The sequence below is a fragment of the Mesorhizobium sp. M0106 genome (genome assembly GCF_040322715.1).
GTDB lineage: Bacteria > Pseudomonadota > Alphaproteobacteria > Rhizobiales > Rhizobiaceae > Mesorhizobium.
Genome location: NZ_JAMYUA010000028.1, coordinates 1 through 14,689, shown reverse-complemented (window position 1 = coordinate 14,689; position 14,689 = coordinate 1). Strand labels below are relative to the sequence as shown.

Here is a 14,689-nt window from a genome sequence, read left to right as displayed (position 1 = left end):
TGAGCAGTAGCGCCATTAGTGCGGCGAGAACTCGGACGCTCCGCCTCGCCCAATTTCGACCCTCTCACGCCCTCGGCAACGCAACCCTGGATGAGGACCGGGTCATTCCACACGCAAATAACCGGTCAGGCCGCTCTTCTGATGTTCAATGACGTGGCAATGGAATGCCCAATTACCCGGATTGTCAGCGACCAACGCCACTTCCATCACTTCTTGCGATTTAAGAAGGGCCGTATCTGTTACAGGCGACGCAATTTTGCGCTTGTCGGAGCGTAGCAGACGGAAAGACATACCGTGCAAATGGATCGGATGATCGTTCGGCGTTTCGTTGCGAAGGCGCAGAACATAGCTTTTGCCTCGTTTTAGAGCCGCGAGCGGATCAACTGGCCCCGGCGCGTCCCCTCGCCAGGCGACGCGGTTGATCGACCAGAAGGTGTAGCCGAGCGTGCCGCAAACACCCGGCGCCGGCGCATCACCATTGGGCGACCAGCCAAAGACGAAGTCCATTGTCTCGGGATCGGCAAGATCCGGCTCCGGTACGCGATTCGGCCGCAGCGGCTTGAGTTCGCCAAGCGTCCGCCCCGCGCTGGCGCCGATAGGCCGGAATCGGACGAGAACGCGAGGTCCCTTGGCTGTTCTGAGATTCAGGCTGACGATCTCGTCTTCGCCATCAGGCACGCGGAGGGCGACATCGGCGCGCTGGCCGGGCGCGATGACAATGCCCCGAGGCGCAACAGGCTGCGGCAGCGGGTTGGCATCAAGAGCGATCACTTTGGCCGTTCCGCCATCGAGGTCATAAGTGCCGATACGGGTGACATCCGTGACTGCCAAACGCAGGCGCACAAGGCTGCCCGCTGGCAGATCGTAAATCGGGGTGACTTCCCAATTTACCGTCGAGACCGTACCCAGCGTGCCGCCGCGCGCAGCGTTGCGTGCCTTGAACAATTCGATGAACTGGCCGTCTTCGCCGAGACGGAAGTCGCGTATATTGAGCGGCAAATCCTGGTCGAAACCGGCATCTTCGTCATCTTCGACAACAAGCATGCCTGTCAGACCGCGGGCCATCTGATCGAGCGTGTTGCAATGCGGATGATACCAATAGGTGCCGGCATCCGGCGGTGTCAGAGTGTAACGGAAGCTTTCGCCCGCCGCGATGGGACGCTGGGTGAGATAAGGCACGCCGTCCATGGCATTGGCGATGCGCAATCCATGCCAGTGCACACTCGTCGCTTCATCGAGATCATTGACCACGTCTATGGAAAACGGCCTACCTCGCAATAAACGCAGAGTGGGCGGCGGCCCGCCCGCACCGAAACTCATCATCCCTTTGGTGACGGTGCCGGGCAAAATCGACCGACTGATCGCTGAAACCCGCAAGGTCAGATCGGCTGCTACGGCCCTGCCGGCAATCAGCCCGCCTGCAGCGCCGACAGCTACTGCTGCCGTGCCGCCCAGCAAGAATCCCCTGCGCGACATTCCCGACATGAAGCAGCCCTTTCAGTGGAGTATAGCGGACGTGGTGTTGTTGTCTCTTCGTTCACGAATTTCGAACCCTGGCAATGATTCAAGGTCAAGGTGGCGTAGTCTCCGAAGGACTTCAACTGAAGTTGGAGTTTCACTTGCTTTTTGATGATTGCCACACAACGTCGCACTGAGCCGCGAGGCGTCTACGTGGCAGCTCTCGCCGAACGGCGTGTTGTGGGTGTAGCGTGCCCGATTGGCAGGAGTTACGACGCAAGCTATCCCCTTGCCGGAAATGGGCTCGCCTGAAATAGCACATTTGAAGCGGCCACCGTCTCTTAAACGCCCATAAACGCAAACGCCCATAGACGCTCATCACTCGTCAGCGCTCTATCTCGGCCCATTTCTGCTCGCCGCAGGATCGGTGCAAATACGGTCATCCAATTTCAATAACGGAACCCTGTAATGCTGCCGTCACATACGGTGGCTAGGCGGATGCAGGGCGCCCTGCCCGTCCAACCTCTGGAGACAACCATGCGCGCTTTGCCGACTGTCATGGCGCTTGCGGCCCTGCTGGGCACGCAGCCCGCTTTCGCCGAATTCGTCACAGCTTTCGATTTTCCGCAGCCGAAAGACACCAGCGAATTTTACACGGTTATCGAGATTCCGGCGGGAAGCATCACCAAATATGAGATCGATGCCGAGACAGGCCATGTCGTCGTCGATCGATATCAGTCCATGCCGGTCGTCTATCCGGCCAACTATGGTTCCGTTACCAGTTCGTTGGGCGGCGACGGCGACCCGTTGGATGCGCTTGTCTTCACCCGGGAACCCGTTGTGCCCGGTGCTCTGATCAAAGTCCGCGCCATCGGCGTGCTCAACATGGTCGACGGCGGCGAAGCGGATGACAAGATCATCGCTGTGCCGGCTACGGATATCGATCCGCAATATGACGGGGTCAAGACCATCGATGATCTTCCGGCCATCGAACGACAGCGCATCGAGGCATTCTTTCGAGTTTACAAGCAGCTACCTGAAGGCCGCAAGGCCGTTGAGCTGAACGGCTTTGGTGGCGCCAACGTCGCCATCGACATGGTTGGCAAAGCCATTGAAAGCTACCGGAACAAGAAGGACTGACAGGAAAGCAGAATCTCAACAGGAAGCTCATCCATAGGGCTGGTTCCTAGCGGTGTTGGAACACCGCTAGGGTATGCGTTGGGCTTGCGTCGCACTGTTGGATGCGCGCAAACTGCGCTTCGCTTTAGCTCCGGGCGTTTGCTGTTGATAAAGCCAAATCGTTGGCTTTATCTCCGCCTTCGCCTGGTTTCTGCTCGTCCCCTTTGACAGGCAAGCCAAACGGCGCCGTCGCCTCGGGGCATCCATCCTGAATTTTTTTCCATGACGAAATGTTGAGAACCATGTCGCACTGCGCGAGTTCAGGACCTGACGGCAATTGCAGACAAGCGATTTCGCCGTGATGGAAAATGTGGCCGTTGGCGAGGCACTGGCATTCGGCCCGCGCGGGCGTTGCAGCGAGCGCCGCGAAAACCAGAATGTAAGAGGCCGGGATCGTCCTCATGCGCAAGATCATAGCACGATCCGGAACTGTCGCTAGTGTGAACGCTTCACAAGTAACTCGGCGGAGAACTCGTACCGCGGGCGCTCACGATCCTCAATCGTCGTTCGCGTCGGGTTTTGCCCTGTTGTCCGTATTTTGTGGCCCGAATCAAAGGCACGGCCAAGCGACCAAAATGACCAGCAAATCCATCGGCATGCCGCGCCCAACGACACCTGCCAAACTGCCGGCATGCATGACGAGCAGCGTTGTTCGAACCGACGGCCGCGATGATGCGCGACACGTTCAGGTTGAGGGAATGCGCGGGTCCTGAACGAGATAGAGCCGCGCAGTCGGCGTGAAATCAGTCACCAGGAATGAGAACGAAACCGTGCTCAGCGGATCGACCTCGCCTTTCCGGAACAGAAGATGGTCATAAGGTTCGAATTCACGACTGAATTCGGCGAAACTATCGGACCGAATTGCATCCGTTTCGCGGCGCGCCTGGTCGAACGAAAGCCCGTCGCTGGAATCGCTTGGCTGGTTGAGAATCTCCTGCAACTCGAACTCGAATTCGACCCAGGCGTGACCGCTGTTGTTGAGGGCAACGATCCTTAGGGAAATGAACCCGGTGGCATAGTTGCCGGAGGCACCGAATGGCTGAACCGGCCGGATGGCGCGTATGGTGAGGGTTACCGGGCTTGCCGACTCGAGTTCCTCGGTGATCACGACGGGATCGGCCCTTGTTCCGGCTCCCGAAGCGGCAATGATCCGGAATCCGCCGAGTTCGTCGGAAAAGGAGTAGGCGCCTGCTTCAAATATTCTGGGCCTTGTGCCATCGGCTCCAGCGAGGAGTCCGCTTGCTGCGAGCACGGTTGCGAATATCCCTACCAGACGTGCGCCTGATATTCGGGTTGACGAGTGGTGCCACATGGCTCGAAGTATGAACGACATTCCCGCGGCCGCATACTGGAATGGCTCAGGCGAGAGGCTATGATGGTTGGATTTGGCGCCGTAGGTCGAGGCATTCAACCGGATCGGTCGCCACAAACCAGCGGAGAGGTTGTCGCTGCCGGCGATTGCGCGAGAGGACGTACCGATGTTCGGACTTGGCATGACCCACCTGTTGGTTATCTTCGTGGTGGCGCTGGTTGTTTTCGGCCCGGAGGAGCTTCCAAAAGTCATGCGATCGGCGGGGGCAATGATGAAGACATTCAATCGGATTGCGGGCGATTTTCGAAAGCAGTTTGACGACGCCGTACGTCAAGCCGAGAAGGAACTCGACCTGCAGGAAACCCGCTCGATGCTTCAGAATGCGATGGAGGACGTGCCGCGAAGCGCTGACAAGGCCATAGTAGGGAAGGACAGCAATCTCGATCCGGCCGCTGAGCGGGGCGCAGAATCTGAACTGACATCGGTCACGGCCAAGGATGCGAGGTTTAATGCCGAAACGTCATCAAACCAGTGATCGGGCAGAAGAGCAGTCGCCCATCGGAACCATCGCGAGGCTCCCAGCCGCTCCACCTTCACCGTTTCGGTTTCGCCGACTGCGCGCCGGGACTCAAAACCTCATCTCGGGCATTCCCCTCGCTGTAAAATCCCTTCACAGGTTACCATTGTTCCACCACTGCCGTGCTGCAGCCGTGCTCTGTTTGACAATCGCGTTGCTGACTGCGGCGGTCACCGACGTCGGCTCCGCTTCAGCGCATCGCAACGCGCTCTGGCAGGTTGTGCAGACCTGCGCTCTTGCCGCAGCGCATCTTGGCAGCGCTTTCCCCTGCGAGGAAGTGATCCTGCCCAGGCAGGGCGTGCCTGGATCAGCTCTCATTAAATCACCCCGATACCGGACCGAGTTTCTGTTGACGCCACTTACGGCTGTTGCCGGCCTTGAAAGCCCGTCTGTCCGTTGGCAGGGCAGTTCCCAACTCTGGAATCGGGCATGGAAAGCACGAAGCAAGGTCTCGGCGAGCCTCGGACGTCACCTTCCACGAACGGCCATCGCCATGGCTGTGAATTCCAGGACTGAGCGATCCCAGGATCAGTTCCACATCCATATCGATTGCGTTGCGGTGTCGGTGGAAAAGAAACTTGTCCTGAAGGGGCCGAAGGTGGAAGGTCCGTGGCAGCTTCTCCCTTTGGCTCTGATGGGGAAACGCTATTGGATCAAGGCAGTCGACAAGCCGGATTTGGAAACGACCAACGTAGTCGGCATCATCGCTTCCGGCCTGCCGCAGGCCCGGGGCGCCATGCATCACGTAAATGTCGTCGTCGTTGGCGCCGAACTCGCCGGCGCAAGACCGGGATTTTACATCCTGACCAATTGGGAAAGCTCAGCGGCCGAGCGCCTTTTGGATCACGACTGCACCTCGCGTTGAGCGCCCACGAGGCAACGGGCGAAGCAATGGCCGCACCCGGACACTCGACGGAAGTCTCAAAGCAGTCTTCGCGGAATGGTATCCGGGCATGGCAAACGACAATCCAAGACCCGATCAGCGCAGCAAAGCTGCGTGACCGCCCCACAGTTCCTCATGCTCTCCTATCTGCAGGCCCGCACCGGCTAACGTCGGCTCTTCGACGATCCGATGAAGCGACAGCCCGAGACGAGCTGCGCACCACGCAAAGGAAGTGCAATTGGCTGAAATCGGGTGGAGCGAGGCGGCGATCCTAGGAGTGGTTCAAGGACTGACGGAATTTCTTCCGATCTCCTCAAGCGCGCATTTGCGGATCGTTGGTGAATTCCTGCCACCGGCCGGCGATCCCGGCGCCGCATTTACCGCCATTACGCAGATCGGGACCGAGATCGCGGCCCTGATCTATTTCCGCCATGACATCATCTGCATCATCGCCACATGGCTGCGTTCCCTGGCCGGCCGCCGTGAACGGCTGGACCCGGATGCCCGCATGGGATGGCTGGTGATCATAGGGACCCTGCCGATCGGCATCCTAGGACTATTGCTGAAGAACCTGATCGAAGGTCCGGCCCGCAACCTCTATCTCACGGCAACCATGTTGATCGTCTTCGCGCTGGTTCTCGCGGCCGCCGACCGGCTGGGCGCCAAGCGCAAGGCTTTGCGCGATCTGGGCTGGCGGGACGGCCTTCTGTTCGGCGCCGCCCAGGCGATGGCCCTCATCCCGGGCGTTTCGCGATCGGGAGACACTATAAGCGCCGGACTGCTGATGGCTTACACGCGAGAGGCCGCCGCCAGGTATTCGTTCCTGCTGGCGATACTTGCCGTGCTCGCCTCAGGCTTCTTCCAGCTCTATGCGAGTTGGGGGGCAGACAGTCCGGTCGGCGCCGGTCCGACCGCGCTGGCCACCCTGCTGTCCTTCGCGGTCGGCTATGTCGCGATCGTGGGTTTTCTGAAGCTAGTCTCGACGCGCAGCTACATACCCTTCGTCTATTATCGGATCGGGCTCGGCGCCTCGATATTTCTGCTTCTTGGCGCCGGTCTCCTGTCAGCGTCCTGAGATTATTTCGTGCCGCTGACGAGAATGTTCTGTTGGGATTCGATCGCTTCCCAATGGCCGGAGTTGGATCGCGACTGGCGCTTCAGGTAGGTATATCCGGTGTCCGACCACAGCAGGACCTTCGGCTCCAGATTGTCGAGAATGAAGTCACCGGCGGTCGTGTTGACGCTCAGCATCGCGTGCCCCTCGCCGCTCGACTGCCTGACCACCGTTATCCAAAAGGTTTTGCGGGGGCACGCCCTGTCTCATCAGTTCGCGACGTTTTTCCAGCACGATGTCGTCGCAGTCGCCAAATCCCTTATAGGGATACTCCCATTTCTCATCGACACCGGGTATCTATGTCCGTCATGGCCATGATCGTCGTGTTGGCCCTGTTGTTGATTTCGATCAGCGTCTCACACAAGGAGCGGGTCAGTTCGACGGGCTTCGGGTCGCGCGTGACGATCGAGCAATCATCGCGATAGTTCCGACAGTATTCGTAATGACCGATCGCTGCGTTGTCCGTCCGTTTGTTCGCATGAATGTGAGCTGCCCTGCATTCGCCGAGCATGACCGATGACTTTTGCGATCGCTCGTAGGCGTCAACGTATCCGTAAACCACCGCGTCAAGCCAGTGAGCGACATGGAACACAATGGAGTTCCAGAATATTGGTCCTATCCTGACGATAATCTGGGTGATTGCGAGGATTATGCACTGGAAAATCGGCGAACGCTGATGCGAAAGGCCTTCGCGTCTCCAGTCTGCTCTTGACGGCAGTGCGCAAGTCCGATGGCGAAGGGCACGCTGTATTGGCGGTTCGAACCGACAAGGGCGATTTCATTCTCGATAATCTGACCAATAGGGTTCGTCCCTGGTACGAGACGAACTATCACTACCTGAAGCGCCAAGCGGAATACAACACGAGACGGTGGGTTTCCATCTTAAGCGAAGACAATCTTCTCGTCGGCGCGCTTAGGTAACGCGATGCCGAACATTTTTTCCAGCGTCCTTGCATCCGAACACCTTGCCGGCTCGCAAAACCTCCGCCTCTCTGTTATAGGCTCGAAAGCACACTGCCATGACCATATGACGGCACACCCTGCATCCCTTCACGGAGCCGGAGGCTGCCAACGGAGCCTCATGCCAACAGCCAAGCTGCAGCCCTTTTTGATGACGGTGACGATCGTTGCACCTTGTGTCGGAACGGCCCCAGCCGTGGCGCAGACTGTCACAGTCGTCCCGACGGGCAATCGTCTTGCCGAGCAACCGGTGATCCCAAGAGCGTCCGCGCTTCGTTCCAAGGCATTCAACACGACGTACGAGGAGAAGTATCGGGCCATAACCGCCTTGATACGGGACGACCGCAAGCTCGTCGGCAAGATCAGGAAGGCGGCGCTCGCCTATGGCATCGATCCGATCCACATCGTCGCGGCTCTCGTCGGAGAGCACACCTACAATATCAGCGTGGTCGACTCGGTTCAGACCTATTACGTCAAGGCGCTCGCCTATGCCGATCTGAAGTTCTCCTTCAGCTACAGGGGCACTCCGGTCCAGTCATTCGTCCAGCGGCCCGAATTCGCATCCTGCGCTTCTCTCGAAAGCAGCGCGCTGATTTGGAGCTGCCGTGACCAGGTCTGGGAAGAGACATTCCGGGGTCGCAAGGTCGATGGCGTCGACTACGAACCCATCACGTTCCAGCGGGCCTTCTTCCAACCCTTCTATGCGGGGCAGACCTTCGGCCTGGGACAGATAAGCCCGCTTGCAGCCCTGCAGGTCACAGACATGGTCAGCCGGGTCAGCAAGCTTCCCCGATTGTCGCCCGATCGCCCGCAGGCGATCTATCGCGACGTCATGGATCCTGATCGCAGTCTTGTTTACATCGCCGCGATCATCCGGGATTCGATCGATGCCTATCGGGAACAGGGGTTCGATATATCCGGTAATCCCGGAATCACCGCCACGCTCTACAATGTTGGCCAGCCGCGCAGACGTGCACGTGAGTTGAGGCAAGCCGTGACCGACAAGACCGGCCGCACCCTGCCCGTCGAGAACTATTACGGCTGGCTCATCAACGACAGGCTCGAAGAACTCAAGGCGCTTCTCACCGATGGCACGAAATGATCGTGGTTGGTGGCCGGACACTCGCGAACCTGCGTCGGATGGCAGGACAGATTTATGCCGGAAAAGCTGGCTGTCATGAGACCAATTCCGCTTGCATTTGGCGAACATCTATCGACATCAGATGGAAGCAAACAGTGCACTCAAGCGAACTCATAAAGCGCGCCGGAATTGCCGGTCGCGTGCAAGATGGCCAAGCGAGGTATCGTGTGTCGATTACCATGCGGCTCCAAACTGAGAATGGCTTACCCAGCGCGACGTTCTGAAAATCACATATTTGAAAGACAAGGTGGCGTTTGGCATGCGCCTCTACGGCTTGACTGACTGAGGGGGTGACATCGCCATGCTTGATCCGATCGTGAATTTCTTCACCCGGATTTTCCAGTGGATCGGCCGCGGCATCGGCTTAGCCATCGGCGTCATCCTGTGGCCGTTCGTGTGGGCCGGGCGTTGGTATACGCAGCGCGGCTGGATCCTGAAGGCAGTGGTCGGCCTGGCGCTGCTGATGCTGATCGGCCTCTACGCCAATTTCTTCTACGCCACCCAGTGGTGGAACAATTTCAACCCGAACTATCCCGACACCTATATATTCGAGAAGCGCAACCTGTCGGCCGGCGAGCAGGTCGCCGCCGGTGCCAGCACCGACGCCGCCAGGACCTGTGGCAATTCGGCGATCGCCCAGTTGGCGGCCGACCTGACCGACTTCAACGTCAACCAGAATGCCTGGGTGTCGTCGATGATCCTCTACAAGCTCGGCCTGTTCGGCATCGACTGGGACCACACGCCGTTCATGGACAACAAGGCGTCGTTCCAGCGCGGCATCAACCAGGCGGTGCGGCGCACGGCGACCGAGCTTGCCGACAATCTCGGCCGCGTGCGCACCACCTCGCAGATCGACGCCGACCTGCAGGACGCGCGCGGCAATCTGCAGTTCGATGAGGAAACCTGGTATTTCGGCCTGAACCCGTTCGGGCCGAAGACGCCGACGCCGAGCTACTATCGCGACGCGGTGCGCAAGCTGCGCGCCTTCAACGCCCGGCTGGAAACCTGCCAGACGGTGTTCGATGCCCGCGCTGACAATCTCAAGCAGTATATCGACCGCATCTCGTCCGACATCGGTTCGACCTCGGCGATCCTCAAGGAGCGCGCTGAGCACTACAACAATGGCTGGTTCGATTTCCGCGCCGACGATCGCTTCTGGTTCGCCTATGGCCAGCTCTATGCCTATTACGGGCTGATGAAAGGCGCCGAGGCCGATTTCGAGGACGTGATCAACGAAAAGCACCTGCAGAGCCTGTGGGACACGATGGACTCGCAGTTCGTCTCGGCGCTGCGCATCCAGCCCTTCATCATCGCCAATGGCCGCGAGGATGGCTGGCTGTTGCCGAATCACCTAACGACAATTGGCTTCTACATGTTGCGCGTGCGCTCGAACCTGGTCGAGATCAGCAACGTTCTTGCGCAGTAACTCGGTGGATGAAGCGCTCGAGGGCATCGAGGCATTGGGACCGGTAACTTCTCTGGGGTGAGCGCGGCCACGATTTGTTAGCGCCGACTGGGCCATCACCGTTACTTTGTTTAAGGCGGCGGCGATGGCGGTGGAATGGACGATCACGATCGAGAGCAGGAACGAATTCGGCGATGTCGAAACGAGGTCCGGATCGACAAAAGCGATGAGCGTCCGCGTGGCGGAGACCTTGACCTGTCGATCAAAGATGGCAAGAAGATCATGGCCGCCCTGCAAACAGTGGTCGCGACCTAGGAGGCGAAAACCTACACCCTGTTTCGACGGGTCTGTCCGGATTGCCACAATTTTCGGCCGGTCAAGGACTATACGACGCGTCGAATTCAAACGGTGTTCGGCACAGTGGAGGTTCGCAATCCCCGCTGGGTGTTGTGCCGGGATTGCCATCCAGGGATGGACGCCGCATCCAATGGTATCGAGGTTCCCGACCTGTTGAGGGAAGTGCATGAATGGACCGGCTTTGCGGATAGCTTCACGCATGTTCGCACCGGCGACGTCCCAAGAGATGTCTCGGCCATGCTGGCCGGCGTACTGGCGGATGCGACCAACCTTGGTCCGAAACGGATGGCCAGCGCGTCCAAAGGCATCAGCGCTCACCAGATCAGTTGGATGAGAACCTTCCATGCACGGTCGGAGACCTACCGCGCGGCGCAGGCCTGCGTGACGGACGCCCACACCCGCCATCCGCATTCTCGCCTTTGGGGCAATGGCACGACGTCATCATCTGACGGCCAATTCTTCCGCGCGAGCGACCGAGCCGCAAAGCGCGGCGACATCAATCTGCATTACGGCAGCGAACCCGGCTCAAAGTTCTACAGCCACCTTTCCGATCAGTACGGCTACTTTAGCATTCTGCCCATCAGTCCGACCGAAAGTGAGGCTGCTTATGTGCTCGATGGGCTATTCGATCAGGACACGGTCCTCGACATCCAGGAACACTTTACCGATAGGGGTGGCGCGAGTGATCACATCTTCGGTCTGTTCGCCCTCATAGGCAAACGCTTCGCGCCGCGACTGCGCAACCTCAAGGACCGGAAGTTCCACACGTTCGAGAAAGGCGATGCATACCCGGCGCTGTCGAACCACATCGGGGCGCCGATCAACACCACCCTGATCCTCGAGCACTGGGATGATCTCCTCCATCTGGCGGCGTCGATCACCACGCGATCCGTAGTGCCGGCCACGATCCTGAAGAAACTATCCGCATCTCCGAAGGAAAGCCAACTCGCACGAGCGCTACGGGACTCGGCCGGGTCGAGCGATCGCTGTTCATGATCGAATGGTACTCAAGTTCGGCGGCGTTGCCAGGCCGGCCTCAACAAGGGTGAGGCTGCGCATAAGCTGAAGCGCGCCGTTTTCTTCCACGAGCGTGGTGAAATCCGTGACCGGTCCTTCGAAAGCCAGGCGTTCCGCGCCTCCGGCCTCAACCTCGTCGTCAGTGCGATCGTAGGAATGCGGTCTATATCGAACGGGCCCTTACCTACTTACGCAAAACGCATCGCGAGATTCCGGATCATCTGCTCAAGCACGTATCGCGGCTGAGTTGGGAGCACATCAACCTGACCGGCATCTACACCTGGGATGCAGAACATCAGATGCCTGAAGGATTCCGTTCGCTCAGACTTCCGGCTCGGTTACGCCACGCCGCATGACGTTCATGCTCCGTTCGACGTTAGCGTGTCGCTGGGAACGGTTCTTGTTCCGACCCCCTACTCGCTGGGTTACACAAGCAGCCAACTGTTCCGACGGGTCCTATTTCCCCAGGTGGCCCTCACGGCAATTCCCGAGCTGACCACCTCGATGATGGTCATCATGAAGGCGCTTTCACTCGGATTCGCCATCGAGGTCGTCGATATCTTCGCGCAGTCCCAACTGATCGCCGCGCTGAACTTCTACTACCTCGAAGCCTTTGTGATTGCCGTCGTGATCTACATGGTGATCGCCTATGTCGTCATACAGATCGCCGACAGGCTGGAGCAATCCCTCCGGGTGTGGACGTGAGGCATGCATGTGGGACAGGATCGCCAAGCTTCGGGATTACTCTCGTCACGGTAGGGGCCGCCGACCGTCGCGCGCGCTGGGCGCGCTATTTCTCATCGCCGTTGGCCTCTATGTCGGATACCATGGCTGGACAGGACTATCCGCCGCGGGGGCCTGATGCGCTCATGCTTCAACTCAAGACCGCAATCCGAGATAGCGAGCCAATCATGAAATCCGAGACAGCAGCCACCGAAAGCGTTGAGCCGGCGCCTAAGACGGTTCCATCGGGTTGGCGAGTGTTGATGACGCGCGAACGCTGGACCGAAGTCGCGCGCATCATTTTTACCGGCTTGATGGCGTTGCTGTATTGGCAGCAGCTCATTCCAATACAAGCCTTGTGGGTGGCGGTTGCCATCGGCTTGTATCCGCTTGTCAAAACCGGCGCCGTTGATCTCGTAAAAGAGCGCAAGATCGGTACCGAAATATTCGTCACCATTGCCACGGTGGTGGCGCTGAGCGGAGGCGAGACCGTCGCCGGCGCGGTCCTCATGGTGATCATTTTGATCGCGGAGTTCATCGCCGATCTGAATATGGAACGAGCGCGAGCCTCGATCAAAGACCTGATCGGCTCAGTGCCGCAGGTGGCGCTTGTGCGGGACGCAGGTGGCGAACGCATGGTCCCGATCGAGAATTTGCGCGCGGGCGACGTTGTCTTGGTGCGGGCCGGCGAGAAGATCCCGGTCGACGGCACCGTCGTCGGTGGAGCGGCTTCGGTCAACGAAGCATCGATCACAGGAGAGAGCATTCCCAAGGACAAGAGCGATGGCGCCGATGTCTTTGCCGGAACCATCGTCGAATCCGGCGCCCTCGACATCGAGACCGAGAAGGTTGGTGCCGACACCACCTTTGCCCGCATCATCAGTCTGGTCGAGAATGCCGAAGCGGAAAAGGCACCCGTCCAGAAACTGGCGGATAAGGTCGCGTCATGGCTGATCCCGGTCGTGCTGATCTTCCTCGTTGCGGTTTATCTTTATACCCGCGACGTTCGGATGATCGTCACTCTGCTGATTTTCACATCACCTGCCGAACTCGGATTGGCGACTCCTCTGGTGATTATCGCAGCCATTGCGCGAGCCGCACGCAGTGGAATTCTGGTCAAGGGGGGCGTCTATCTGGAGTCTTTGGCCAAGGTCGACGTCCTGGTGTTCGACAAGACAGGCACCCTGACGGCGAACAAGCCCGAGGTTGTCGGCGTGGAGATGCAGGACGGCACGCTTTCGGAAGCTGATCTGATCAGCCTTGCCGCCGCCGCCGATCGGCGCTCCGCTCACCCCTTGGCGAAAGCGGTCGTCAACTATGCCGCCCGGATGAAAATCGATGTCCCGGAACCGGAGCAGTACGAGCAGTTGCAGGCGCGCGGTGTGAAGGCGACGGTCTCCGGACGCACCGTGCTGGTCGGGAATGCATTGTTGTTGCGCGAGGCCGGCGTGCCGCTTTCCGATGCGATCGAAAAGGGCGGACAGACGCCGGTTCACGTCGCGGTCGATGGGAAATTCGCTGGCGTGATTTTTATTGCCGACACATTGCGACCAGGTGCGCGCGAAGCGCTGGCAAAGCTCCGTGCAACCGGGGTCAAGCGCATGGTGATGGTGACGGGTGACAATGAGGCCACCGCGCGGACCATCGCCAACGAGCTCGGCGTGGATGAAGTGCGTGCCAATCTGATGCCGCAGGACAAGGTCGCCGCCATCGCCGAATTGCAAAAGCAGGGCCATCGCGTGGCGATGGTCGGCGACGGGATCAACGACGCGCCGGCGCTGGCACGCGCCGATGTCGGCATTGCGATGGGGGGCGGCGGCACGCAGGCAGCGCTGGAAGCCGCCGACATCGCATTGATGAAGGATGACCTGGCAAGAATTGTCAGCGCCCGCGCGATTGCGCGACGCGCTTACCGGACAATTCAGGAGAATATCTTCGTCGGCGTTGGTGTTGTGCATGTTTTGGGCATTACCGCAGCGCTGATGGGCTGGATCGGTCCTATCCAGGCAGCGATTTTGCACTTGGGGCCAGATGTCCTGGTGTTCCTGAATTCGGCAAAACTGCTGCGCGTTCGAATCCAAGATGTTTAAGCGCATCTCTTTGAAGCCTAAGGCTTCGAACCGAACTAGCCAAAGCGGTCATTCGATTCGTCCGATCGGATGACTGCTACTGGCGCATGTGGTCGGTTGGCGCGTTCATAGATCAGATTGCCTGATGAGGCTCGGGAAGGTCCGGCCGGGGGTGGAAAACCGCCGTTCAGCGCCCTATGCGAGCACGAAATTCGGCAGTCGAATTGGTGCGTGGAAACGGTTCGGAAGGCAACTGTACATCGAGAAAGGCACAAAGCGGCTCCCATCCTTCGGAGACTTGATACGTGAGAAGGCGTTCAGGCGGCAGCGTTGATTTCACGGAAGCGTTATGTGCTTCATAGACAGCGATTGCGTGATCACGGTTATCAAATCGACCGCCAAAGACAGCGTTTCCAACCACCGCCACACCAAAGGACTGTGGATCATTGGTAGCAGCATCCATCGTGAGCCCTATTGTTTGCGCCATGCTGTCA

General features: G+C 59.0%; 16 protein-coding genes and 3 pseudogenes. 12 read left to right on the top strand and 7 right to left on the bottom strand.

What is annotated here, in order from left to right:
- Nucleotides 1-102: 102 nt before the first annotated feature.
- Entirely contained in the window at nucleotides 103-1,458 is a 1,356-nt protein-coding gene (locus NKJ55_RS23825) for a multicopper oxidase family protein (RefSeq protein ID WP_352452003.1), read from the bottom strand.
- Between the two features lie 498 nt (nucleotides 1,459-1,956).
- Here NKJ55_RS23825 and NKJ55_RS23820 point away from each other — a divergent pair, with 498 nt between their 5' ends.
- The gene (locus NKJ55_RS23820) at nucleotides 1,957-2,598 is read left to right on the top strand and encodes an inorganic diphosphatase (protein ID WP_352452002.1); all 642 of its coding nucleotides are present in this window, start codon (nucleotides 1,957-1,959) and stop codon (nucleotides 2,596-2,598) included.
- Between the two features lie 124 nt (nucleotides 2,599-2,722).
- Here the strand turns inward: NKJ55_RS23820 and NKJ55_RS23815 are convergent, their stop codons facing one another.
- Nucleotides 2,723-3,052: a hypothetical protein gene (locus NKJ55_RS23815; RefSeq protein ID WP_352452001.1), complete on the bottom strand. Its 330-nt coding sequence runs from the start codon at nucleotides 3,050-3,052 to the stop codon at nucleotides 2,723-2,725.
- 270 nt (nucleotides 3,053-3,322) lie between these two features.
- Nucleotides 3,323-3,889, bottom strand: a complete 567-nt coding sequence (locus tag NKJ55_RS23810; protein WP_352452000.1) for a hypothetical protein — start codon at nucleotides 3,887-3,889, stop codon at nucleotides 3,323-3,325.
- A gap of 226 nt (nucleotides 3,890-4,115) precedes the next feature.
- Here NKJ55_RS23810 and tatB point away from each other — a divergent pair, with 226 nt between their 5' ends.
- The 3 genes from tatB (at nucleotide 4,116) to NKJ55_RS23795 (ending at nucleotide 6,484) form a co-directional block, all read left to right on the top strand.
- On the top strand, nucleotides 4,116-4,484 hold the full coding sequence (gene tatB / locus NKJ55_RS23805; RefSeq protein ID WP_023680209.1) for a Sec-independent protein translocase protein TatB: 369 nt from the start codon (nucleotides 4,116-4,118) through the stop codon (nucleotides 4,482-4,484).
- Nucleotides 4,459-5,391, top strand: coding sequence for a CDP-diacylglycerol diphosphatase (locus NKJ55_RS23800; protein ID WP_352451999.1), 933 nt, complete (start codon nucleotides 4,459-4,461; stop codon nucleotides 5,389-5,391). Before tatB ends, NKJ55_RS23800 begins: the two co-directional genes overlap by 26 nt.
- Nucleotides 5,392-5,656: 265 nt before the next feature.
- Nucleotides 5,657-6,484 carry an undecaprenyl-diphosphate phosphatase gene (locus tag NKJ55_RS23795; protein WP_352452071.1) on the top strand — a complete coding sequence of 276 codons (828 nt, stop codon included), beginning with the start codon at nucleotides 5,657-5,659 and terminating at the stop codon, nucleotides 6,482-6,484.
- A gap of 2 nt (nucleotides 6,485-6,486) precedes the next feature.
- Here NKJ55_RS23795 and NKJ55_RS23790 read toward each other — a convergent pair whose 3' ends face one another.
- The 3 genes from NKJ55_RS23790 to NKJ55_RS23780 are packed head-to-tail and all read right to left on the bottom strand — an operon-like array spanning nucleotide 6,487 to nucleotide 7,115.
- On the bottom strand, nucleotides 6,487-6,660 hold the full coding sequence (locus NKJ55_RS23790; RefSeq protein WP_352451998.1) for a transglutaminase-like cysteine peptidase: 174 nt from the start codon (nucleotides 6,658-6,660) through the stop codon (nucleotides 6,487-6,489).
- Nucleotides 6,632-6,820 carry a transglutaminase-like cysteine peptidase gene (locus NKJ55_RS23785; RefSeq protein ID WP_352452070.1) on the bottom strand — a complete coding sequence of 63 codons (189 nt, stop codon included), beginning with the start codon at nucleotides 6,818-6,820 and terminating at the stop codon, nucleotides 6,632-6,634. The genes NKJ55_RS23790 and NKJ55_RS23785 overlap by 29 nt, the downstream gene beginning before the upstream one ends.
- Complete coding sequence (locus tag NKJ55_RS23780) at nucleotides 6,804-7,115, bottom strand: transglutaminase-like cysteine peptidase (RefSeq protein ID WP_352451997.1); 312 nt, start codon at nucleotides 7,113-7,115, stop codon at nucleotides 6,804-6,806. The genes NKJ55_RS23785 and NKJ55_RS23780 overlap by 17 nt, the downstream gene beginning before the upstream one ends.
- Between NKJ55_RS23780 and NKJ55_RS23775 the strand changes: the two are divergent.
- The 8 genes and pseudogenes from NKJ55_RS23775 (at nucleotide 7,107) to NKJ55_RS23740 (ending at nucleotide 14,216) form a co-directional block, all read left to right on the top strand.
- A pseudogene (locus NKJ55_RS23775) lies at nucleotides 7,107-7,444 on the top strand (transglutaminase-like cysteine peptidase). The gene NKJ55_RS23780 and the pseudogene NKJ55_RS23775 sit on opposite strands and share 9 nt — an antisense overlap.
- A gap of 190 nt (nucleotides 7,445-7,634) precedes the next feature.
- Nucleotides 7,635-8,585: a DUF1402 family protein gene (locus tag NKJ55_RS23770; RefSeq protein WP_502896191.1), complete on the top strand. Its 951-nt coding sequence runs from the start codon at nucleotides 7,635-7,637 to the stop codon at nucleotides 8,583-8,585.
- A gap of 340 nt (nucleotides 8,586-8,925) precedes the next feature.
- A complete protein-coding gene (locus NKJ55_RS23765) occupies nucleotides 8,926-10,050 on the top strand; it encodes a DUF2333 family protein (RefSeq protein WP_352451995.1) in 1,125 nt (374 codons plus the stop codon).
- 135 nt (nucleotides 10,051-10,185) lie between these two features.
- On the top strand, nucleotides 10,186-10,344 hold the full coding sequence (locus NKJ55_RS23760) for a hypothetical protein (RefSeq protein ID WP_352451994.1): 159 nt from the start codon (nucleotides 10,186-10,188) through the stop codon (nucleotides 10,342-10,344).
- Nucleotides 10,345-10,500: 156 nt separating this feature from the next.
- Nucleotides 10,501-11,649, top strand: a pseudogene (locus NKJ55_RS23755) (Tn3 family transposase).
- Nucleotides 11,571-11,759, top strand: coding sequence for a Tn3 family transposase (locus NKJ55_RS23750; protein WP_352452069.1), 189 nt, complete (start codon nucleotides 11,571-11,573; stop codon nucleotides 11,757-11,759). Before NKJ55_RS23755 ends, NKJ55_RS23750 begins: the two are co-directional and overlap by 79 nt.
- 58 nt (nucleotides 11,760-11,817) lie before the next feature.
- Nucleotides 11,818-12,108 (top strand): annotated as a pseudogene (locus NKJ55_RS23745) (ABC transporter permease subunit); the annotation flags it as partial.
- Nucleotides 12,109-12,314: 206 nt separating this feature from the next.
- Entirely contained in the window at nucleotides 12,315-14,216 is a 1,902-nt protein-coding gene (locus NKJ55_RS23740) for a heavy metal translocating P-type ATPase (protein WP_352451993.1), read from the top strand.
- Nucleotides 14,217-14,382: 166 nt separating this feature from the next.
- Here the strand turns inward: NKJ55_RS23740 and NKJ55_RS23735 are convergent.
- On the bottom strand, nucleotides 14,383-14,689 hold a 307-nt coding region (locus NKJ55_RS23735), incomplete at its 5' end, for a sulfotransferase (protein WP_352451992.1).